General features: G+C 62.8%; 19 protein-coding genes. 13 read left to right on the top strand and 6 right to left on the bottom strand.

Features of this window, described 5'->3' with window-relative positions; translation table 11 throughout:
* Positions 1-57: 57 nt before the first annotated feature.
* From AAV94_RS05155 to tatC, 4 genes are all read left to right on the top strand, one after another.
* Positions 58-414, top strand: coding sequence for a histidine triad nucleotide-binding protein (locus AAV94_RS05155; RefSeq protein ID WP_046741304.1), 357 nt, complete (start codon positions 58-60; stop codon positions 412-414).
* Between the two features lie 238 nt (positions 415-652).
* Entirely contained in the window at positions 653-889 is a 237-nt protein-coding gene (tatA, locus tag AAV94_RS05150; protein ID WP_046741251.1) for a Sec-independent protein translocase subunit TatA, read from the top strand.
* Positions 890-973: 84 nt separating this feature from the next.
* The gene (gene tatB, locus AAV94_RS05145; RefSeq protein WP_046741250.1) at positions 974-1,498 is read left to right on the top strand and encodes a Sec-independent protein translocase protein TatB; all 525 of its coding nucleotides are present in this window, start codon (positions 974-976) and stop codon (positions 1,496-1,498) included.
* Between the two features lie 39 nt (positions 1,499-1,537).
* Positions 1,538-2,323 carry a twin-arginine translocase subunit TatC gene (gene tatC / locus AAV94_RS05140; RefSeq protein WP_046741249.1) on the top strand — a complete coding sequence of 262 codons (786 nt, stop codon included), beginning with the start codon at positions 1,538-1,540 and terminating at the stop codon, positions 2,321-2,323.
* A 186-nt stretch (positions 2,324-2,509) separates the two neighbouring features.
* Here the strand turns inward: tatC and AAV94_RS05135 are convergent, their stop codons facing one another.
* The gene (locus AAV94_RS05135) at positions 2,510-3,646 is read right to left on the bottom strand and encodes a S1C family serine protease (protein WP_046741248.1); all 1,137 of its coding nucleotides are present in this window, start codon (positions 3,644-3,646) and stop codon (positions 2,510-2,512) included.
* Positions 3,647-3,927: 281 nt separating this feature from the next.
* Between AAV94_RS05135 and AAV94_RS05130 the strand changes: the two genes are divergently transcribed.
* Entirely contained in the window at positions 3,928-4,521 is a 594-nt protein-coding gene (locus AAV94_RS05130; protein ID WP_046741247.1) for a GbsR/MarR family transcriptional regulator, read from the top strand.
* A 52-nt stretch (positions 4,522-4,573) separates the two neighbouring features.
* Positions 4,574-5,323, top strand: a complete 750-nt coding sequence (locus tag AAV94_RS05125) for a Nif3-like dinuclear metal center hexameric protein (protein ID WP_046741246.1) — start codon at positions 4,574-4,576, stop codon at positions 5,321-5,323.
* 86 nt (positions 5,324-5,409) lie between these two features.
* Here AAV94_RS05125 and mscL read toward each other — a convergent pair whose 3' ends face one another.
* Positions 5,410-5,838, bottom strand: a complete 429-nt coding sequence (mscL, locus tag AAV94_RS05120) for a large conductance mechanosensitive channel protein MscL (RefSeq protein WP_046741245.1) — start codon at positions 5,836-5,838, stop codon at positions 5,410-5,412.
* A gap of 338 nt (positions 5,839-6,176) precedes the next feature.
* Between mscL and carA the strand changes: the two genes are divergently transcribed.
* From carA to AAV94_RS05100, 4 genes are all read left to right on the top strand, one after another.
* Positions 6,177-7,358 carry a glutamine-hydrolyzing carbamoyl-phosphate synthase small subunit gene (carA, locus tag AAV94_RS05115; RefSeq protein ID WP_197408011.1) on the top strand — a complete coding sequence of 394 codons (1,182 nt, stop codon included), beginning with the start codon at positions 6,177-6,179 and terminating at the stop codon, positions 7,356-7,358.
* Positions 7,359-7,445: 87 nt separating this feature from the next.
* On the top strand, positions 7,446-7,817 hold the full coding sequence (locus AAV94_RS05110) for a hypothetical protein (protein WP_046741243.1): 372 nt from the start codon (positions 7,446-7,448) through the stop codon (positions 7,815-7,817).
* A gap of 34 nt (positions 7,818-7,851) precedes the next feature.
* On the top strand, positions 7,852-11,109 hold the full coding sequence (carB, locus tag AAV94_RS05105; protein ID WP_046741242.1) for a carbamoyl-phosphate synthase large subunit: 3,258 nt from the start codon (positions 7,852-7,854) through the stop codon (positions 11,107-11,109).
* A 174-nt stretch (positions 11,110-11,283) separates the two neighbouring features.
* The gene (locus AAV94_RS05100; RefSeq protein ID WP_046741241.1) at positions 11,284-12,468 is read left to right on the top strand and encodes a 5-methyltetrahydropteroyltriglutamate--homocysteine S-methyltransferase; all 1,185 of its coding nucleotides are present in this window, start codon (positions 11,284-11,286) and stop codon (positions 12,466-12,468) included.
* 18 nt (positions 12,469-12,486) lie between these two features.
* On the opposite strand, the gene AAV94_RS05095 is transcribed toward AAV94_RS05100, so the two are convergent.
* The 3 genes from AAV94_RS05095 to panB are packed head-to-tail and all read right to left on the bottom strand — an operon-like array spanning position 12,487 to position 15,775.
* On the bottom strand, positions 12,487-13,995 hold the full coding sequence (locus AAV94_RS05095; protein WP_197408010.1) for a bifunctional aminoglycoside phosphotransferase/ATP-binding protein: 1,509 nt from the start codon (positions 13,993-13,995) through the stop codon (positions 12,487-12,489).
* Positions 13,996-14,005: 10 nt separating this feature from the next.
* Positions 14,006-14,857 carry a pantoate--beta-alanine ligase gene (panC, locus tag AAV94_RS05090; protein WP_046741240.1) on the bottom strand — a complete coding sequence of 284 codons (852 nt, stop codon included), beginning with the start codon at positions 14,855-14,857 and terminating at the stop codon, positions 14,006-14,008.
* Positions 14,858-14,884: 27 nt separating this feature from the next.
* Positions 14,885-15,775, bottom strand: a complete 891-nt coding sequence (gene panB, locus AAV94_RS05085; protein WP_046741239.1) for a 3-methyl-2-oxobutanoate hydroxymethyltransferase — start codon at positions 15,773-15,775, stop codon at positions 14,885-14,887.
* Between the two features lie 367 nt (positions 15,776-16,142).
* On the opposite strand from panB, the gene serA reads away from it, so the two are divergent.
* On the top strand, positions 16,143-17,372 hold the full coding sequence (gene serA / locus AAV94_RS05080; RefSeq protein WP_046741238.1) for a phosphoglycerate dehydrogenase: 1,230 nt from the start codon (positions 16,143-16,145) through the stop codon (positions 17,370-17,372).
* 114 nt (positions 17,373-17,486) lie between these two features.
* Here the strand turns inward: serA and tyrS are convergent, their stop codons facing one another.
* Positions 17,487-18,731 (bottom strand): tyrosine--tRNA ligase, encoded by a 1,245-nt coding sequence (gene tyrS / locus AAV94_RS05075; protein ID WP_046741237.1) that lies wholly within the window; start codon positions 18,729-18,731, stop codon positions 17,487-17,489.
* A 276-nt stretch (positions 18,732-19,007) separates the two neighbouring features.
* Between tyrS and AAV94_RS05070 the strand changes: the two genes are divergently transcribed.
* Together AAV94_RS05070 and AAV94_RS05065 are read left to right on the top strand one after the other, a co-directional pair.
* A complete protein-coding gene (locus AAV94_RS05070) occupies positions 19,008-20,387 on the top strand; it encodes a M23 family metallopeptidase (protein ID WP_052754924.1) in 1,380 nt (459 codons plus the stop codon).
* Positions 20,388-20,697: 310 nt separating this feature from the next.
* Positions 20,698-20,967 (top strand): hypothetical protein, encoded by a 270-nt coding sequence (locus AAV94_RS05065; RefSeq protein ID WP_156454347.1) that lies wholly within the window; start codon positions 20,698-20,700, stop codon positions 20,965-20,967.
* Positions 20,968-20,978 lie beyond the last annotated feature (11 nt).

The following is a 20,978-nucleotide window of genomic DNA, read 5'->3' as shown; positions in this document are numbered from 1 at the left end:
GCGGGCGCTTGAACCAATTCCTAGTCTTACCGTATTGTTTATCCCATGACCACAGCCATGCACGATGCAAACTGCGTTTTCTGCAAGATCATTGCCGGAGAAATTCCGTGCAAGAAGGTCTACGAGGACGACGAGATTCTGGCCTTTCACGACATCGCCCCTTGGGCGCCGGTGCATTTTCTGCTGATACCCAAGCGGCACATTCCCTCCATGGCGCAGGTGACCGAAGCGGATGCCGGCTTGCTTGGCAGGATCATGGCATTGGCTCCTCAGCTGGCGGCGCAGGAGGGCTGCAACCCCTATCCGCAAGGGGGATTTCGTATCGTCGTGAACACCGGCGCAGAAGGCGGGCAGGAGGTGCATCACCTGCATGTCCACGTCATGGGCGGGCCCAGGCCCTGGGCGAAAGGGTAAGCGGTGCGTCTGTGACGGGCCCATTGACGGCGCGTGCGTCCAGGTTATCTGGCCGCTGGGCATATGCGCGCTGGCAGCGCCTGGTCACACAATGACCGTGAGCTGGCCCTGAGGATTTTGCGTGCCCGTCCTGGCTTGGGCGAGGGCACGCATACAATGGATTCATACGGGCGGCCGCAGGCAGGATGTGTATGCTTCTTGCATGTGCGTGCTTACTTAAATCACAGGAGTAACGACGATGGGTGGTTTGTCCATTTGGCACTGGTTGGTGGTGCTGCTGGTGGTGGTGCTGATTTTTGGCACCAAGAAGCTGCGCAACATGGGAAGTGACCTGGGGGGCGCAGTCAAGGGCTTCAAGGAGGGCCTGCGCGACGGCAACGAAGACAAGCCGGCTGAGGCGCAGCCCCAGGTCGAGGCCGCGCAGCGCAGTGCCGAGCAGTATCCGATCGACGTTTCGGCCCGCGAGAAGCGCTGATGGGCGCTGGCGTGCAGTGCCGTCGCCTCGTATCCGGCGATGGCATGAATGGCCGCAAGCTTGTGTTGCCTGAAGTGTGCGCGCATGTTTGATCTGGGCATTTCCAAGATGGTGTTGATCGGCGTCGTGGCGCTGATCGTGATTGGCCCTGAGCGGTTGCCGCGCGTGGCCAAGACGGTGGGCATGCTGCTGGGCAAGGCGCAGCGTTATGTCAACGACGTCAAGCGCGAGGTCAACCAGGCCATGGAGCTTGATGAGCTGCGCAAGATGAAGAGCTCGCTGGAGGGCGCGGCGCGGGATCTGGAATCGACCATGCGTACCCATGCCAGCGAGTTCAAGAGCGGGATTGACGGCATTGCCGGAGATCTGCAAGGCGGCCTCGATGCAGATGGGGCCGCCAAGGACGATGGCGCTTCTCTGGAGGATGCTTCCCGGCGCGAGTTTGTCACGGCCGTGGCACCGGTGATCTATCAGCCACCGCGCAAGAACTGGCGCAAGCGCCGTGCCGCAGTTCCTGCCTGGTACAAGGCGCGCCAGCGCGTGCGCGCGCATGTGCTCTCCAGTGCCGCGCGGCACCACCGGCACGGCAAGTCTCCTGTGCGTGGCTGACCGGTCTGGTTGGCCCAGTTTCCTTATTGGCGTTTTCCGATGCCCCCAATTTCTCACGACGATGACGAACTCGCCGGCACCGAGCAGCCTTTCGTGCAGCATCTGGTGGAGCTTCGCAATCGCATCCTGTACTGCCTGATCGGATTGCTGGTGGCAGTGGTGGCCCTGTCCATCTGGCCTGGCCCGAGCGCGATGATCGACATCATCGCCATGCCGATCCGTGCCCACATGCCGCCTGACGCCAAGCTCATTGCGGTCGGCGTGCTGTCGCCGTTTCTGGTGCCGCTGAAGGTGCTGCTGATGGTGGCCGTGCTGCTGACGCTGCCCTGGCTGGTCTATCAGATCTGGGCATTTGTCGCGCCTGGCCTGTACAGCCATGAGAAGCGGTTCGCGCTGCCGCTCATCATGATTGGCAGTCTGCTGGCCTATGTGGGCATCGCCTTCGTGCAGTTCTTCGTGCTCGACAAGATGTTCGCCTTCATCCAGAACTTTGCGCCAGAGAGCGTGGCCGCAACCCCGGACGTCGCCTCTTACGTCAGTGTGATCCTCTCGCTCTACATCGCCTTCGCGCTCGCATTCCAGGTGCCGGTGGTGGTGATGCTGCTGGTGCGGTTCGAGATCGTCACGATCGAGAAGCTGCGCAGTTTCAGGGGGTACTTCATTGTGCTGGCGTTTGTCGTGGCCGCACTGGTGACACCGCCGGATGTGATTTCGCAGCTGTCGCTGGCCATCCCCATGTGCCTGCTCTACGAGCTGGGGATTCTGCTGTCGGGCTGGTTCTACCGCACCGCACGAGCGCCTGACGACGAGCAGGCGAAAGTCTGATCGGCCCGCGCTGTCCGCGGCACGTTTGATGGCTGTTGCGGCATGCGCCATATGCGGCGGCTAGTGCCGCAGGCCGTGCCTGGTGGCCTCGGCTGAAATGCGGCGCCAATGCTGTGCGCGCCGTATAGAAGGATCGTAAACAGGTTCTGAGCAGGTTCTTCGCGCGCAGATGGCCTTTCGAGGGGCTTATCTGCGGCGGAGATTGCGATTGGTCGCGGGCCGCTCCGCTGGGGTGATGGCGATCTGCTCGGAATCCTCGCCGCGCACAATCGTCAAGTGTGTGGGCTCCTTCGGGCGCAATGCGGCAACGGCCGCCAGCAGCTCCTGCACGGACTGGATCGGCTGCTCACCAACGTGCGTAATGATGTCTCCCGGCCTGATGCCGGCATCGGCGGCAGGGCCGCCCTGGAGAATGCCTGTGACGATCACGCCGTGGCTGGTGCTGGCACCGGTGGCCAGGGCAAGCTCAGGCGTAAGGGTATCTGCCGTCAGGCCGATCCAGCCACGGATGACACGGCCGTCGCGGATCAGGCCCTCCAGCACCAGTTTCGCGGTGGAGGCGGGGATGGCAAATCCAATGCCCATGTATCCTCCCGACTGCGAATAGATGGCGGTATTGATGCCAACGAGCGCCCCGTTGATGTCCACCAGCGCCCCGCCGGAGTTGCCGGGGTTGATGGCCGCGTCGGTCTGGATGAAGTTCTCGAAGATGTTCAGGCCCAGATGGTTGCGTCCCAGCGCGCTGATGATTCCACTGGTGACGGTCTGCCCCACGCCAAACGGATTGCCGATGGCCAGCACAGGGTCACCAATGGCGATCTGGTCGGTGCTGCCAATGCGCATGGCAGGCAGGTCCGTAGCGTCGATTTTGAGCACCGCAAGATCCGTGTCCGGATCCACGCCGACGACGCGCGCACGAAATTCGCGGCCGTCATTGAGGGTGACGTTGATGGTGTCGGCGCCGTCAATCACGTGATGGTTGGTCAGCAGGTAGCCGTCCGCGCTGGCGATGACGCCGCTACCCAGGCCCGTCTGTGAGCGGTTGGGCGCATCCCCGAAGAAATATTGGAAAAACGGATCGTTGGCGAAGGGATGGCGGACGGTGCGCGACGTCGTGATGCTGACGACCGAGCGCGCAGCCAGCTGTGCGGCAGTGCGCAGGCTGCCCGCCGCGGGCGCCGGCGCACCAGTGGGGGGGGCCGCGGGCAACAGTGCTGCGGGCGCCGGCTGTTGCAGCCATTGGGGCTTGAGCGTGGCTACGACGAAGTACGTCGCCAGCAAAACCGTCACCGATTGTGAGAAGAGGAGCCAGTAGCGGCGCATTGGGTGTAATGGAGTGTGGAAACTACGGGGATTGTGCGCGCAATCGACTCCAATCCCTAATAGTTTTGGGGACTTTGCGCGTTGCCCGGGAAGATTCAGGCAGTTTCAGTAAATACTGAAGGTTTAGCACGTGAGCGGGATGCTCCGATGGCCTGCGCGCATCGGGGCGGTGTTCTGCAGCGGCCCGCGCATCCGGTGCCCCGCCTTTCGGGCGAGGCAGGGCATGGCTGCGGCTGCATGCTAGCCTGCCGCGCTTTTCCGATTCTTTCGTTGTCTCCAACATGCCTGAAAACTCCCGAACCGCCTCCAGTTCCGTCGAACCCCTGACACCGCTTGCGCAGCAGTTTGTTGCCCACTTCGGGGAAATGGGCAGCCGCTGGGGGATCAATCGCACGGTCGGGCAGATCTACGCCCTGCTGTTCATTGCCGAGCAGCCCCTCAATGCCGACGAGATTGCGCACAAGCTTGAGTTCTCCCGCTCGAACGTCAGCATGGGGCTTAAGGAATTGCAATCCTGGCGCCTTGTGCAGCTCAAGCACCTTCCGGGCGATCGTCGCGAATACTTTCAGGCGCCGGAAGATGTATGGGAGATTTTTCGGGTACTGGCCGAAGAGCGTCGTCGCCGCGAGATCGAACCCACCATTTCCATGTTGCGCAGTGCGCTGCTTGAGGATGTTCAAAGTCCACAGGATCGCCATGCGCAGCAGCGCATGCAGCAGATGTACGACCTGATTGATCTGCTGATGAAGTGGTTTGATGACATTCAGCACCTCAAACCGGAGACGGCCAAGCAACTGATGGGCATGGGCTCGAAGGTTACGCGCCTGCTTTCCATTAAGGACAAGGTACTGGGCGGCAAGAAGGCTGAGTCATGAACAGAGCATGCGCTGGCGTTGGCGCCGCAACGGATCACGCAAGGGGGGTGTCATGACGGTTTCGCGCGAGGCAGTGCTGCGGGCGTTCGATGCGCTGCTGCAGCCACACGAGTTCGAGGACTATGGCCCCAACGGACTGCAGGTGGAAGGGCGGCCACACATTCGCCGCATTGTCAGTGGCGTTACGGCCAGCCGCGCTTTCATTGAGGCAGCGATTGAGGCAGATGCAGATGCGGTATTCGTGCACCATGGGTTGTTCTGGCGCGGCATGGATGGTCGGTTGACCGGCTGGCTCAAGCAGCGCGTGCAGCTACTGCTGGCGCATGAGATCAACCTGTTTGCCTATCACCTGCCGCTTGATGCCCATCCGCAGTGGGGCAACAACGCGCAGCTGGGGCTGCACATGGGCTGGGGCGCTGGCGCACCCGTTGGCGGCAAGGGGTTGGTCTTTGTGTCAGATGGGGTTGGTTACGCCAGCGGCCAGTCGTTGGCTGATCATTTGCGTCAACGCCTTGGCAGGGCGGTCACCTGCATCGATGCCGGCAGGCCCATCAGCCGATTGGCCTGGTGTACGGGTGGTGCGCAGGGCTATTTTCAAAAGGCCATTGACGCCGGAGCGGATGCGTTTGTGACGGGAGAAATTTCGGAGCCGCAGGCGCACCTGGCGCGCGAGTGCGGTGTCAGTTTCATTGCTGCCGGTCACCACGCCACCGAGCGCTTTGGCGCGCCTGCGTGCGCCGCACAGATTGCCTCCCAGCTGGGTATTGCGCACACTTTCATCGAGATCGACAACCCGGCGTGATGCGCCTGCTCCTCAAGCTGCCGTGGCGCTGTTGAATGCGGGGAGGAAAGCGCAGAAAAAAGAGCGCTGCTTGAGCGCCCTTTGCTTCAGGACTTATTGCGCAGATTATCGCGAATCTCGCGCAACAGCACCACTTCCTCGGGGGGCGCGGCCGGTGCAGGCGCAGGTTCTTCGCGTTTGAGGCGATTGATCTGCTTGATCATCAGAAAGATGATGAAGGCGAGAATCAGAAAGTTCAACGCAATGGTGATGAAGTTGCCATAGGCAAACACCGGCACGCCGGCGGCGCGGTAGGCTTCCAGTGATGGAGCGGTGCCGGCCGGAGCCTCGGCGAGTGCGATGAAGAGGTTGGAGAAATCCAGCCTGCCAAACACCAGGCCGACCAGTGGCATGATCAGATCCTTGACGACCGAGTCGACGATCTTGCCAAAGGCGCTGCCGATGATGACCCCGACGGCCAGGTCGATCACATTGCCCTTGATGGCAAATTCGCGGAATTCCTGCATGAAGCTCATAACACGTCCTTTGTGAGATGGGTAAAGCCGCTATTGTGCGGCATCCGCGTCCCGTTTTGCCCCCTTCTGCAAGCGCGGGCGGCGCGCAGCGCGCGATGCGTGGGTGGCGATCGGCTATACTCGAAAAGTTTATCTTTTGCGTTTTCACATGCGCTGCTGCCTGCCGGACAGGCGCGGTGCGTGGTGGTGCGCCGCACGCATTGGCCAGGTCGGCCAGGGGCTGCCGAGGCGCCATGGCAGTGGTGTGTGGTTGGCTGCAGTCCGGCACTGCCGGGGTCAGCGGTTTTCCGCCAGGTCGGTTGTGGAAGCGTTCCAAGCGTTCTTCTTGAGGTTACTTCGTGCTTTTGTCTCTCCAGCAAGGGGCTCTCCCCATCGCCGTACTGGCGCTCGCAGATGGCACGGTTTTCACAGGCAATGCAATCGGTGCAGCAGGCAGCACCGTCGGAGAAGTGGTGTTCAACACTTCGATGACGGGCTATCAGGAAATCCTGACCGATCCAAGCTATTGCCAGCAAATCGTGACGCTGACCTATCCGCATATCGGTAACTACGGCACCAATGATGAGGATGTGGAGTCCGCCAGGCCGTATGCGGCCGGACTTGTCATCAAGAACTTGCCGTTGCTGGCCAGCAGCTTCCGCTGCACGGCAACCCTGACGGAATACCTGCAGCAGCGCGGCATCGTGGCCATTGCCAACGTGGATACCCGCAAGCTCACCCGCCACCTGCGCGCGCATGGCGCGCAGAATGGTTGCATTCTGGCGCTGCCTGACGGCCAGGCGCTGAGCGAGGCGCTGGTAGCCGAAGCCGTGACCAAGGCGCAAGCAGCCCCCAGCATGGCGGGCCTGGATCTGGCGCGGCAGGTGTCGACCAGCCAGACCTATGCCTGGTCGCAGACGCCCTGGGTGCTGGGGCAAGGCTACGGCGAGCAAGATCCCGCGCGCGCGCCGTTTCATGTCGTCGCCTATGACCTGGGGGTGAAGTTCAACATCCTGCGCATTCTGGCGGGCAAGGGATGTCGCGTTACAGTGGTGCCGGCGCAGACACCGTTCTCTGAAGTGCAGGCGCTTGAGCCCGACGGCGTGTTCTTCTCCAACGGTCCGGGTGATCCTGAGCCCTGCGATTACGCCATCGCTGCCGCACGTGAAGCAATTGCCAGCGGACTGCCTACGTTCGGCATCTGTCTGGGCCACCAGATCATGGCGCTGGCGCTTGGTGCCCGGACGTTCAAGATGAAGTTCGGTCATCACGGCGCCAACCATCCGGTCAAGGATCATGACAGTGGCCGCGTGAGCATCACCAGCCAGAACCATGGCTTCGCGGTGGATGCCGATTCGCTGCCCGATACCGTACGTATCACCCACACCAGCCTGTTTGATGGCACGGTGCAGGGGATCGCCCACGTCAGCCAGCCGGCGTTCTGTTTCCAGGGCCATCCGGAGGCGTCCCCGGGGCCGCACGATATTGCCTATCTGTTCGACCAGTTCGTCGCGCTGATGCGAAACCGCAAGGCTGCGTGAGGTGATTGTTGTGCGGGCCACATACGTCTTTGCCGGTGGGCTGCTGCTAGTGCTCCCCGGCTTGGCGGTTTTTTGAAGAACTTCTGTATGAAACTGTTCAGCTTTCCTTCTGCTGCCCTTGAGAAGGCCATTGCTAAGCGCCTGTTAACGCTGGAGGCTGGCTCGCGCGAGTGGTTTGCCGAGCGGTGGGCGCAGAAGCCGTACCGGAAGTCCTTCATCGAGAAAAAGGCCATGCCGCTGGTGGTGTTCATTGCCAAAGGCAAGAACTGGTCGGATGAGGAGTTTGACCAGGAACTGGCCGACTGGGATGCCAATTTCTACCCGGCCGAGGTGGATGTGCTTCGCCCAATTGCAGAGGGGGATGGGCTGCTACAGCTGATGCAGAAGAAGGTGCAGCCCGAGCGGTTGGCCAAGTTGATTGCACACATCCAGGCACGAACCCTGCACGGACTCGCCTGAGCTGCGTCCGCGCTTACCCGTTTTTCGTTGACTTATGCCAAAAAGAACCGACCTTTCCTCCATTCTCATCATTGGCGCTGGCCCGATTGTCATCGGCCAGGCTTGCGAGTTCGACTATTCGGGCGTGCAGGCCTGCAAGGCACTGCGTGAGGAAGGCTACCGCGTCATCCTGATCAACAGCAATCCGGCAACGATCATGACCGATCCGGCCACGGCGGATGTGACCTACATCGAGCCGATCACGTGGCAGACGGTAGAGAAGATCATCGCCAAGGAGCGCCCCGATGCCATCCTGCCCACGATGGGCGGGCAGACGGCGCTCAACTGTGCGCTGGACCTGTGGCGCAACGGCGTACTCAACAAGTACAAGGTCGAGCTCATTGGGGCCAAGCCCGAGGCCATCGACAAGGCCGAAGATCGCCAGAAGTTCAAGGAGGCCATGACGCGCATCGGGCTGGGCTCGGCGCGCTCGGGTATCGCCCACAGCCTGGAGGAGGCGTGGGAAGTGCAGAAGGTGGTGGGATTTCCGACCATCATCCGCCCCAGCTTCACGCTGGGCGGCACGGGCGGTGGCATTGCCTACAACGCCGAGGAGTTTGAGACCATCTGCAAGCGCGGCCTGGAGGCCTCGCCAACCAGCGAGCTGCTGATCGAGGAGTCGCTGCTGGGCTGGAAGGAATACGAGATGGAGGTCGTGCGCGACAAGGCCGACAACTGCATCATCGTCTGCTCCATCGAAAACCTCGACCCGATGGGCGTGCACACGGGCGACTCCATCACCGTGGCACCGGCGCAGACGCTGACCGACAAGGAATACCAGATCATGCGCGATGCCTCGCTGGCGGTGCTGCGCGAGATCGGGGTGGACACGGGCGGCTCCAACGTGCAGTTCTCGGTCAACCCGAAGGACGGGCGCATGATCGTCATCGAGATGAATCCGCGCGTCTCGCGCTCGTCGGCACTGGCTTCCAAGGCCACGGGGTTCCCGATTGCCAAGATCGCCGCCAAACTGGCTGTGGGCTTCACGCTGGATGAACTGCGCAACGACATCACGGGCGGCGCCACGCCGGCCAGCTTCGAGCCGACCATCGACTACGTCGTCACCAAGGTGCCCCGCTTTGCGTTCGAGAAATTCCCGACCGCCGATGACCGCCTCACCACGCAGATGAAGTCCGTGGGTGAGGTCATGGCCATTGGGCGCACCTTCCAGGAGTCCTTCCAGAAGGCCCTGCGCGGGCTTGAAGTAGGTGTCGACGGCATGAACGAGAAGACCCAGGACCGCGAGATTCTCGAGCGCGAACTGGGCGAGCCCGGACCATCGCGCATCTGGTATGTGGGCGATGCCTTCGCGGCCGGCTGGACGCTTGACGAAGTGCACAACATTACCAAGATCGACAAGTGGTTCCTGATCCAGATCGAGGAGATCGTCAAGATCGAGCTGCAGCTCGACAAGCTCTACGAGGAAAAGGGCGCGGTGGCACTCGCGACCATCGACCGGGACACTTTCCGGGTGCTCAAGCAAAAGGGTTTTTCCGACCGGCGCCTGGCCAAGCTGCTGCACACCGACGAGCAGGCCGTGCGCACGGCGCGCCATGCGCTGGGCGTGCGCCCGGTGTACAAGCGCGTGGATACCTGCGCAGCCGAGTTTGCGACCAATACTGCCTACATGTACTCCACCTACGATGAGGAGTGCGAGGCCGCGCCCACCGACAAGAAGAAGATCATGGTGCTCGGCGGCGGCCCCAACCGCATTGGCCAAGGCATCGAGTTCGACTACTGCTGCGTGCATGCAGCCCTGGCGATGCGCGAGGATGGCTACGAGACCATCATGGTCAACTGCAATCCGGAGACCGTCTCGACCGACTATGACACCTCCGACCGTCTGTACTTCGAGCCGCTGACGCTGGAGGACGTGCTGGAAATCGCCGATCTCGAAAAACCCGATGGCGTGATCGTGCAGTACGGCGGCCAGACGCCCCTCAAGTTAGCACTGGGGTTGGAAGCCAACGGCGTGAAGATCATTGGTACCACGCCCGACATGATCGACGCCGCCGAAGACCGCGAGCGTTTCCAGCATCTGCTGCAGGATCTGGGGCTGCGTCAGCCGCCCAACGCCACGGCACGCACCGAGGCCGAGGCGCTGGAAAGGGCCGAGGAGATTGGCTATCCGCTGGTGGTGCGCCCCTCCTACGTGCTGGGCGGACGTGCGATGGAAATCGTGCACGAGCGCGCCAGCCTGGAGCGCTACATGCGCGAGGCGGTCAAGGTCAGCAACGACTCCCCAGTACTGCTCGACAGCTTTCTGCGCAACGCCATCGAATGCGATGTCGATTGCGTGCGCGATGCCACGGGGCAGGTGCTCATCGGCGGCGTGATGGAGCACATCGAGCAGGCCGGCGTGCATTCCGGGGACTCTGGCTGTTCGCTGCCGCCGTACTACCTCTCCAAGGCCACGGTCGACGAGCTCAAGCGCCAGACGGCGGCCATGGCCAATGGCCTGAACGTGGTCGGTTTGATGAACGTGCAGTTTGCCATCCAGGAGGTGGGCGAAGGCGCGGACAAGCGCGACGTGATCTACGTGCTGGAGGTCAATCCCCGCGCCTCGCGCACCGTGCCCTTCGTTGGCAAGGCCACCGGGCTGCCGCTGGCCAAGATCGCCGCGCGCTGCATGGCCGGGCAGAGTCTGGCCGAGCAGGGCGTGACGCAGGAAGTCGTGCCAACCTACTTCTGCGTCAAGGAGGCGGTGTTCCCGTTCGTGAAGTTCCCGGGCGTCGATCCCATCCTCGGGCCGGAAATGAAGTCCACTGGTGAGGTCATGGGCGTGGGCAGGACCTTTGGCGAAGCCTATGTGAAGAGCCAGCTGGGCGCCGGCACGCGCCTGCCTGAAAGTGGCTTGGTGTTTCTCACCGTGCGTGATGCCGACAAGCCGCGCGCCGTGGCCATTGCCAAGGAATTGCAGGCCATGGGCTTCGAGATTGCGGCCACCCGTGGCACGGCAGCGGCCATCGAAGCCGCCGGCATTGCAGTGCGTGTCGTCAACAAGGTGGCAGAAGGGCGCCCGCACATCGTCGATATGATCAAAAATGGCGAAGTTGCCATGATTGTCAACACCGTCGAGGAACGTCGCAACGCCATCGCCGACTCCCGCTCCATTCGCATTTCCGCGCTGCAGGGGAGGGTGACGATGTTCACCACCATTTTCGGCGCCGAAGCCGCAGTCGAAGGGATGAAGTCCTTGCACAACCTGGACGTGATCTCGGTACAGGAAATGCACGCCAGTCTGGCGGTGTAAGCCGACGCGCTTGTGACACGAAAAAGTCCGCCTGCACGGCGGACTTTTTCGTTGCAGGCGCAGTGCCAGAAACACATGAATCGTGCGCATGGGTCGATGAAAATAATCCATTGGCTGTTCATGGTGTGACTGCCTAGGATTTTCGCCTTTTCGCGTATTTCAAAGGCTTTCTCCATGACTCTCTTTCGCGCCATTCCTCCTTTTCGTGCCGATGTGGTGGGCAGCTATCTGCGTCCGGACTACCTGCACGAAGCGCGCCGCCAGTTTGCCGCTGGCGCGATCGATCAGGCGGCACTGACGGCGGTGGAGGACCGTGCCATCACCGAGCTGGTGGCCAGACAGAAGGCCGTGGGCCTGCGTGGCGTCACCGACGGCGAATTCCGCCGCAGCTGGTGGCACCTGGACTTCATGTGGGGTCTGCAGGGCGTGGAAAAGGCCCTGCTTGAGCGCGGCTACCGCTTTGCGGAGATGGAAACGCGCCCGGAGACGGCCCGACTGACGGGCGAGATCGGTGGATCAGGGCACCCCTTCCTGCAGCACTTTGCCTTTCTGCAGTCGCTGGCGGGTGCGGATGCCGTGCCGCGCCTGACGGTGCCTGCGCCTGCGCAGTTCTTCAAGGAGCTGCACCGTCCCGAGAATCTGGCCAGCACGCAAGCCATTTACCCCGACCGCCAAGCGTTGATCGACGCCATCGCCGCGGCCTACCGCACCTTCATTGCCGAGCTGTATGCCCAGGGCTGCCGCAACCTGCAGCTCGATGACTGTACCTGGGGCATGATGGTCGATCCACGCTACAACAACGCGGGCATCGCGGCAGCCAACGTCAGTCAGGCAGATGGTTGCTGCAGTCATGGTGAGGCGACCGTCATCAGCGACAGCGTCGAGGCGCTGGCCCTGGAGCTGCTGCAGGTCAACAACAAGGCCATCGAAGGCGCGCCGGCCGATCTCGTCATCACCACACACGTGTGCCGCGGCAATTACCGCTCGACCTGGGCCGCGCAAGGCGGCTATGGGCCGATCGCTCCATTTCTCTTTGGCAAGGAAAATGTCAGCGCTTACTACCTGGAATTCGACACCGATCGCGCTGGCGATTTCTCGCCGCTGGCCGAGGTTTCGGGCGACAAGCTGGTGGTGCTGGGCCTGTTGTCTTCCAAGGTGGGCGAGTTGGAGGACAAGCAGGCCATCATTGGCCGCATCCGCGAGGCCACGCTGTATCTGCCGCTGGAGCGCCTGTGCCTGAGCACGCAATGCGGGTTCGCCTCCACGGAAGAGGGCAATGCACTGACCGAGGCGCAGCAGTGGGCCAAGATCGAACACATTGTCGAGATCGCGCGCGAAGTCTGGGGTGACGCGCCGTAATTGCGTTTGGCAAGGTAGCTATGCACCGGTACTGGTCGGCTGCACGAATGGCCGCTCCTCATCGGTGAAGGGCTCGAGCCACTGCTGCTGGGCAGCAACCAGTTCGGGTGTCGCTTCCGATGGATCCTGCGATTGCGCGCGGCGTTTGGCAATGCGCTGGCGCAGCACTTCGGGTGGCGCTTCGCACCAGAGGATGGTAAAGGGCAGCTGCAGCCGCTGTGCCAGCAGGCGAAAGGCGGCGCGCTGGCGCTGGCGCAGAAAGGCCGCGTCGACCACCACCGACCAGCCGCAGCGCAGCGCCTGTTCGGCCAGTTGCGCAAGACGGGCAAAGGTCTTCGTGGTGGCCTCTTCGGTGTAGATCGACTGGCCCAGCGCCTGCGAGTCGTCCAGCGCGTCCAGGCCGAACAGGCGCTTGCGCTCCACGTCCGAGCGCAGGCGCACGGCATTGCCTTGCGCCAACCAGGCCGCAGCGATCGTGGACTTGCCCGAGCCGGACAGGCCACAGGTGATGGCCAGCTGTGGCCGGGAACTGCGGCCTGTCCAGCCATCGAGCAGATCCGCGTAGTGTGCACCTGGGGCCGTGCCATCACTGCCGCTGGCAGGTGACAGCCCCGTCACCATGGCGCGCACCATGGCGCGGTAGACCTCATAGAACCGCCAGGTCGCCAGGCCGGCGAAATCGCCGCCTTGCTGCAGCCAGCCGTCCTGCACCTGTGCCGCCAGCCCGGTGTGGCCGGCAGCCTGCAAATCCATGGTCAGAAAAGCGATGTCGTTGACCGGATCGATCCATCGCTTGGCAGGGTCGAACTCGATGCAGTCAAACGGAACGATACGCCCGTCCAGCACAACCAGGTTGCCCATGTGCAGGTCGCCATGGCCTTCGCGCACAAAGCCTTGGCGGTGGCGTTGCCGCCACAGCGGCGTCAGCCGCGCGACCTGCTGCGCTACCCATTCCTGCCAGATGGGCACGCGCTCGGCAAACGGCCCGCCGCACAGTGGCGCAAACAGCGCGCGTACGTCGCTGGCGATGAGGTCGGCCGAGCCATAGTGCGCGTCCGGGCATTGCGCAGCTGTGGCGCTGTGAAAGCGCGCCATCTGCACGCCCAGTGCGTGCAGCGCTGTCGGTGCGAGCTGGCCCGCGTGGACTTGCTGCGCCAGCAGGGCGTCATCGGCAAAGCGCAGCATCTCGACGGCCCATTCATCGGCAGGGCGCGCCAGGCGGTGGGTGTCCGGCACTCCGTGCGCATCGCGCCACAGTGGCACGACGCGCCGGTAGATCTGCGGCGCCAGGCGGCGGCTGAGGCGCAGCTCCTCCTCGCAGAAGTGGCGGCGCAGCGCGAGCGTGGAGAAATCCACGAATGGCAGCCTGACGGGCTTTTTGACTTTCCAGACCCGATCGGCGGCCATCACGAGCCAGGAAATGTGCGTCTCGATCTGGCGGACGCGGACATGTCCCTGCTGGCGTAGCCGGTCGGCCCAGGCGGCCATGTCGGCAGTGGTCAGCGGGCTGGCGGAAGGCTGGGTCATCATCAGTTCGTCACGGCCGTCCGAAGTCGAACTCCAGATTGTCGATCAGGCGGGCAGTGCCAATGCGCGCTGCGCCTAGCACGACCAGTGGTGGCAGGGCGCCGTCGGCGGGAGGCTCCTGCAGGCTGCGCTGCTCGCGCACGGTCAGGTAATCAGGCTGCCAGCCCTGGATGGTCAGGCGCTGCATCGCCTCTGTCTGCAGCGCGGACCAATCGCGCCGGCCCTGCTGCACCAGCTGTGCGGTGCGCACCAGCTCCGCGTGCAGTTGCGTGGCCTGCTGGCGCGCGGACGCATCGAGGTACTGGTTGCGCGAGGACAGCGCCAACCCGTCGGAGGCCCGCTGTATCGGGGTGGCGATGATCTGCACCGGCATGGCGAACTGCTGCACCATGCGGCGGATGATTTCCAGCTGCTGGTAGTCCTTCTGGCCAAAGACGGCGTGGCTGGGCTGAACGATCTGTAACAGTTTCATGACGACCGTGCACACGCCAGTGAAGAATCCCGGGCGGAAATGGCCTTCCAGGATGTCGGCCAGTGCCGGATCGGGCTGGATCCGGAAAGTCTGCGGGTCAGGGTAGAGCGTCTGTTCGTCAGGCGCAAAGACGATGTCGCAGCCTTCGGCCTGCAGTTTGGCGCAGTCCTCCTGCAGCGTGCGCGGATAGGTGGCGAAGTCCTCGTGGGGGAGAAACTGCAGGCGATTGACAAAGATGCTTGCGACGGTGGTGCCGCCCAGCGCCTTGGCCTGGCGTATCAGCGCAAGATGGCCTTCGTGCAGGTTGCCCATGGTGGGCACCAGTACGCGTGGCTGCGCGCGTGCAGCAAGTGTTGCGCGCAATGGGGCGATGGTGTGATGGATTTGCATGGTAGGAAAATGCCTGCTGACAGGAACTCAGGCCCAGGCGTGCTCGGCATCGACTGGGAACTGGCCTTGCTTGACCGCTTGGACATAGGCGCGCATGGCGCCGGCGATGCTGTCCTGGCCGGCCATGAAGTTGTGCACAAAGCGTGGCATCTTGCCAAGATTCATGCCCAGCATGTCATGCAGAACCAGTACCTGGCCGGCAGTGGCGGCACCTGCGCCGATGCCGATGGTGGCGCAGTCGGGTAGCTCCTGCGTCAGCGTCGCCGCCAGCGCCGCAGGGACCATCTCCAGCACCATTAGCCGAGCACCGGCATCGGCCAGTGCGTGGGCGTGGCTGCGCAGCGCTTGGGCGGTCTGCGCGTCGCGGCCCTGTACCCGAAAGCCGCCGAGCGCGTGCACGGTCTGCGGCGTCAGCCCCAGATGGGCGCAGACGGGGATGCCGCGCTCAGTGAGAAACTGCACGACTGGTGCCGTCCAGCCGCCGCCTTCGAGTTTGACCATGTGCGCGCCCGCCTCCATCAGCGTCACGGCACTGGCCAATGCCTGCTCTTTCGATTGCTGGTAGCTGCCAAAGGGCAGATCTGCCACGATCCAGGTCGTGCCCTGCACCCGGCGCAGGCCGCGGGCAACGCATTCGGTGTGGTAGCGCATATGCTCCAGTGACACGCCCACGGTGCTGTGGCGGCCCTGGCAGACCATACCCAGCGAGTCACCGACCAGAATGCAGTCCACGCCGGCATGGTCGGCAACGGCGGCAAATGTGGCGTCGTAGGCCGTGAGCATGACAATTTTCTCGCCACGCTGGTGCATGTCCATCAGCCTTGGCAGGCTGACGGGCTTGCGCTGCGCCGGCGTGGTTGCGGGTGGCAGCGTGCCGTAGGCAGTGGCTGTGGCTGTTTTTGGGACGGACTGCGCCATGGCAAGAAGGTCTCCTGATGGGAATGTTCTGGTCTATGCGGTTGCAGGAACATCCTAACCCGGAAAACCTTCCGCATGGCCACCCTGCCGGGTGGGAATAGGCTCTCGGGTGCCGCTTCATCCCGCCAAGAACCTGTGCATGGGCAGGAGCAGGGGAGAAACGACGCACGAGAAGCGGCAGGGCGAGCGTCAAGATGGTTCCATGACGGCCCAGTGCCGGGTTTCCCCGCAGCTTGCAAAGTGGTGAAACCTTGGTGGTGATGGCGGTTTTCGTCAGCGCAGGCGTGCCACCTCGTGCACGCGTTAGTGCTAACATCGCCGGTCTTTTCTCAGCGGCTTCGCCGTTTATCTGTACCGGGCAACGATCATGAGCAAAACCTCACTGGACAAGAGCAAGATCAAGTTTCTATTGCTGGAGGGCATTCACCCTTCCGCGGTCGACGTGCTGGCGGCGGCGGGTTACACCAATGTCGAGACGCTGCCCGCGGCCCTGCAAGGTGAGGAGCTCAAGGCGCGCATTGCGGATGTGCACTTCATCGGTATCCGTTCGCGCACGCAGCTGACGGCGGAGGTGTTCGAGGCGGCCAAGAAGCTGGTGGCGGTGGGAGCGTTCTGCATTGGCACCAACCAGATTGATCTGCAGGCCGCGCGTGAAAAGGGTGTGGCGGTTTTCAATGCGCCCTATTCCAATACGCGCTCGGTGGCGGAACTGGTGCTGGGCGAGGCCATTTTGCTGCTGCGCGGCATTCCCGAGAAGAATGCGGTGGCGCACCGTGGCGGCTGGCTCAAGTCGGCGACCAACTCGTTCGAGACGCGCGGCAAGACGCTGGGCATTGTCGGCTATGGCTCAATCGGTTCGCAGCTGTCGGTGCTGGCTGAGGCGTTGGGCATGCATGTGGTTTTTTACGATGTGGTGACCAAGCTGCCGCTGGGCAATGCCCACCAGGTGGGCAGCCTTGATGAGTTGCTGGCGCAAAGCGACATCGTGACCCTGCACGTGCCCGAGCTGCCCTCGACCAAGTGGATGATCGGCGCCAAGCAGATCGCGCAGATGAAGGAGGGGGCCATCCTTATCAACGCCTCGCGCGGCACGGTGGTGGAGATCGAGCCCTTGGCAGAGGCCATCAAGTCCAAGAAGCTGCTGGGCGCGGCCATCGACGTGTTTCCGGTCGAGCCCAAGTCCAACAAGGAGGAGTTCCAGTCGCCGCTGCGCGGGCTGGACAACGTGATTCTCACGCCGCACATTGGCGGCTCGACGATGGAGGCACAGGCCAACATCGGTCTGGAAGTGGCCGAGAAGCTGGTGCGCTATTCGGATAACGGCACCACAATCACGTCTGTCAACTTTCCGGAAGTGGCCCTGCCGGCTCACCCGGGGCGGGATCGCATCCTGCACATCCACAAGAATGTGCCGGGCGTGATGTCGGCCATCAACCAGGTATTCTCGCAGGCCCATATCAACGTGGCTGCGCAGTTCCTGCAGACCGACGAGGCAGTCGGGTATGTCGTTATCGACACGGAGGCTGGCGGTGCCGCCAAGGTGCTGGAGCAACTCAAGGCGGTGCCGGGGACCATTCGCACGCGCGTGCTGTTCTGAGAACCTGTTTATGATCTTTCCACGCGTCGTGCGGCCGCAGGCTATCGCGATAGGCGTGAATGAAAAAAGCCGGCAACTGCCGGCTTTTTTGCGGTCGCTGCGGGACTCGAACAGTCAGGCAGTCAGTGTGACGCGCGCGAACTTGCGCTTGCCGACCTGCACGACGTAGGTGCCGGCAGCCAGCTTGAGGCCTCTGTCGGTAACCGTGCTGCCATCGATGCGTACGCCGCCGCCATCGATGAGGCGGTTGCCTTCGCTGGTCGAGGCGGCCAGGCGGGCCTGCTTGAGCAGTACCCCAATACCCAGCGGGGCGCCGCCGAGCGTGACTTCGTCGAGCACGTCCGGCACGCCGCCCTTGCTGCGGTTGATGAAATCCTGCTCGGCTGCATCGGCCGCCTGCGCCGAATGAAAGCGTGTGGTGATTTCCTTGGCCAGCAGTACCTTGACCTCCTTGGGATTGCGGCCGGCAGCAACCTCCTGCCGCAGTGCGTCGATCTCCGCCAGCGAGCGAAACGACAGCAGTGTGTACCAGTCCCACATCAGGTCGTCGGATATCGACAGCACCTTGGCGAACATGCTGTTGGCATCTTCGGTGATGCCGATGTAGTTATTCTTGGACTTGGACATCTTGTCCACGCCGTCGAGGCCGACCAGCAAGGGCATGGTCAGCACGCACTGCGGCTCCTGTCCTTCCTCCTGTTGCAGGTGCCTGCCCATCAACAGGTTGAACTTCTGGTCGGTGCCGCCCAGCTCCAGATCGGCCTTGAGCGCCACCGAGTCGTAGCCCTGCAGCAGCGGGTAGAGAAACTCGTGCACGCTGATGGATTGCCCGCTGTGAAAGCGTTTGTGAAAGTCGTCACGCTCCATCATGCGGGCAACGGTGTACTTGGCAGCCAGCTGAATCAGCCCCGAGGCACCAAGTTGGTTGCACCATTCACTGTTGTAGCGGATTTCCGTCTTTGCCGGATCCAGTACCAGGCTGGCCTGCTGATAGTAGGTCCTGGCGTTGGCCTCGACCTGTTCGCGCGTCAATGGCGGGCGTGTGCTGTTACGCCCCGACGGGTCGCCAATGAGGGCTGTGAAGTCGCCGATCAGAAAGATCACCTGGTGACCCAGGTCCTGCAGCTGGCGCATCTTGTTGAGCACCACGGTGTGGCCGAGATGGATGTCTGGTGCGGTGGGATCCAGTCCCAGCTTGATGCGCAGCGGCGTTCCGGTCCGTTCGGCACGTTGCAGCTTGCGGGCCCACTCCTGCTGCGGCAGCAGCTCATCGACCCCGCGCAGGGTAATGGCAAGAGCCTCTTGCACGACTGGACTCAGAGCGTTGTAGGACGAGGGATCGAGATCGGTGACCGGCATGGGAGCAATTCCAAAATTTGGCGCGGCAATGAAAATCGTTATACTGCCAGCGTTTATGCGGGCTTATTGTAGGTAAGCTAAGGCCCGGCGTAAGCAAAGTTCGCATTTTTTGGCTTTTCCCGTTCCCTTGATCGGCTGCATGACCCAGTGCGGTCAGGGGTCTTTGGCGTTCGTTTTTCCTGCTGTGCGGGGCGCGTGCCTTGCGGCCTGGTCCGTAGCACGTGGTGAGCGATCCCTGGCGGGCAAGATTTAGTAGCAGGACACCCCTTGAATCCCGTGCAACCTGATACCTCGCAATCCCCTTCGGCGGCGTTGCCGCACACCTCGCCCATTGAATCCGCACCTGCGGGCGCCACCGCGCGGAAACTGATGGCTGCCTTCTGCGGGCTGCTGCTGCTCGGTGGCGGCGGCGCCTTTGCCGTAGCCAACTTTCAAAGCAATGCGCAAGTGGTGTATCCCAAGCTGGTGCAACACGAAATTCCGTCGCTGGCGATGGGGGGGACCCTCCCGAGTCTGCTGGCAGATCCCGATTACCGGCTTTACCGCAGTGACCGCCTGCGCGACAGCGACACCGCCGAAAGCCTGCTCGAACGCCTGGGGGTGAGCGACCCGGCGGCGGCCGCATTCCTGCGTCGTGATCCGCTGGCGCACCAGAATCTCTGGGGGCGACATGGGCGCTTTGTCACCGTGGAAGTCAACGGCCTTTACGAGTTGGAGAAACTCACGGCCCGTTGGGTGAGTGACGACAGCGGCAAGTTCAACCGTCTGGTCGTTTCGCGCAGCGACGACGGCACGTCCTTCAGTGCCGAAGTTCAGCAGGGCGATCTGCAGCGGTCGACCCGTCTGGCCAGTGGGGTGATCGAGAGCTCACTGTTTGCAGCAACGGATGCCGCCAATCTGCCTGATCCGGTGGCCGTGCAGCTCGCTGAGATCTTCTCCACGGAGGTCAACTTCCACCGCGACCTGCGCAAGGGAGACACCTTTACCGTGGTCTACGAGACCCTGGAGGCCGACGGTGAGCCGCTGCGCAGTGGCCGCGTGCTCAGTGCCGAGTTTGTCAACAAGGGCCAGGTGCATCAGGCGTTGTGGTTCCAGGAGAATGAGAACGACAAGGGGGCCTACTACGCGCTGGACGGCTCCAACCTGCGTCGTGCATTTCTTGCTTCGCCGCTGGAGTTTTCGCGGGTATCGAGCAATTTTGGCCGGCGTTTCCACCCCATCCGCAAGACCTGGCGCAACCACAACGGCATTGATTACGCGGCGCGCACCGGAACGCCTGTGCGCACCATCGGCGATGGCGTGGTGCAGAAGTCCGGCTGGAGTAACAGCTATGGCAATGTGGTCTACATCGATCATGGCGAGGGGCGCGTAACGGTGTACGCACACATGAGTCGACGCGATGTCAAGACTGGCGAGCGCGTCTCGCAAGGGCAGCAAATCGGCGCGGTGGGATCGACCGGCATGTCCACCGGGCCCCACCTGCACTTCGAGCTGCGGGTCAACGGCCAGTTCAAGGATCCGCGCACCATCGCACAACAAAGTGCAGCGGCCTCGCCAGTGTCCAAAGCGGTGCGTGAGCGTTTCGATGCGCTGGCTCAGTCGACCCGCATCATGTTCGAGCAGGCGCCGCTGATGGTGCAGGCCAGCGCTGAATAGCGTCCACTGAGCTTTTTGCATGACCTTTTCGTGAACGGGCGCCTGACAGGGCGCCCGTTTGCTTTTGTCCTCCAGGGCATGGCGGGGCATGGGTCCTTGGCGCGGCCTGTTCAAGCGTTTCGCGAGATTGCCTCGAAACGGCTTCAGGCCACATTCTGGTCAGCCAATTTTCTTCGCCGTGGCAGCGATTTCCTGTTCGGCGTGTCGGCTTGCATGTCTGTCGAATGACGGGAAAGGCGGGGCCATGCAGCTGCAGTGCAGGCATCTTCCCGGTACGTTGTCAGCATCCAGGTATTCGCTGCAGCGCCTAATGCGTGGGCGTCTCCCGACGGCATTCGTGACGGCGCTCGTGTCACTGGCATCCTTCGCCATGGGGCTGCTTCGCGTTGCCGAGGTGATGCGTCGTTATGGGGATACTGACAAGAAGGTGCCCGGCAAGGTGCCGCTGCGCGCGATGGTGCTGACCAGGCAGGAGTGCGATGCGACGACGCCACCTATGGCGCGGGATTGGTCCCCGGGGCGGTATCTGGTGTCCGGAGTTGGCCAGAAGCCCAGGGGCCGGACTTGCGCGCCAGTGTGACGCTCAGACGC

Source organism: Lampropedia cohaerens (genome assembly GCF_001005215.1).
In the GTDB taxonomy this organism is placed as follows: domain Bacteria; phylum Pseudomonadota; class Gammaproteobacteria; order Burkholderiales; family Burkholderiaceae_C; genus Lampropedia; species Lampropedia cohaerens.
The sequence above is the reverse complement of the archived record's forward strand: the minus strand, read 5'-3'. Positions and strand labels throughout refer to the sequence as shown.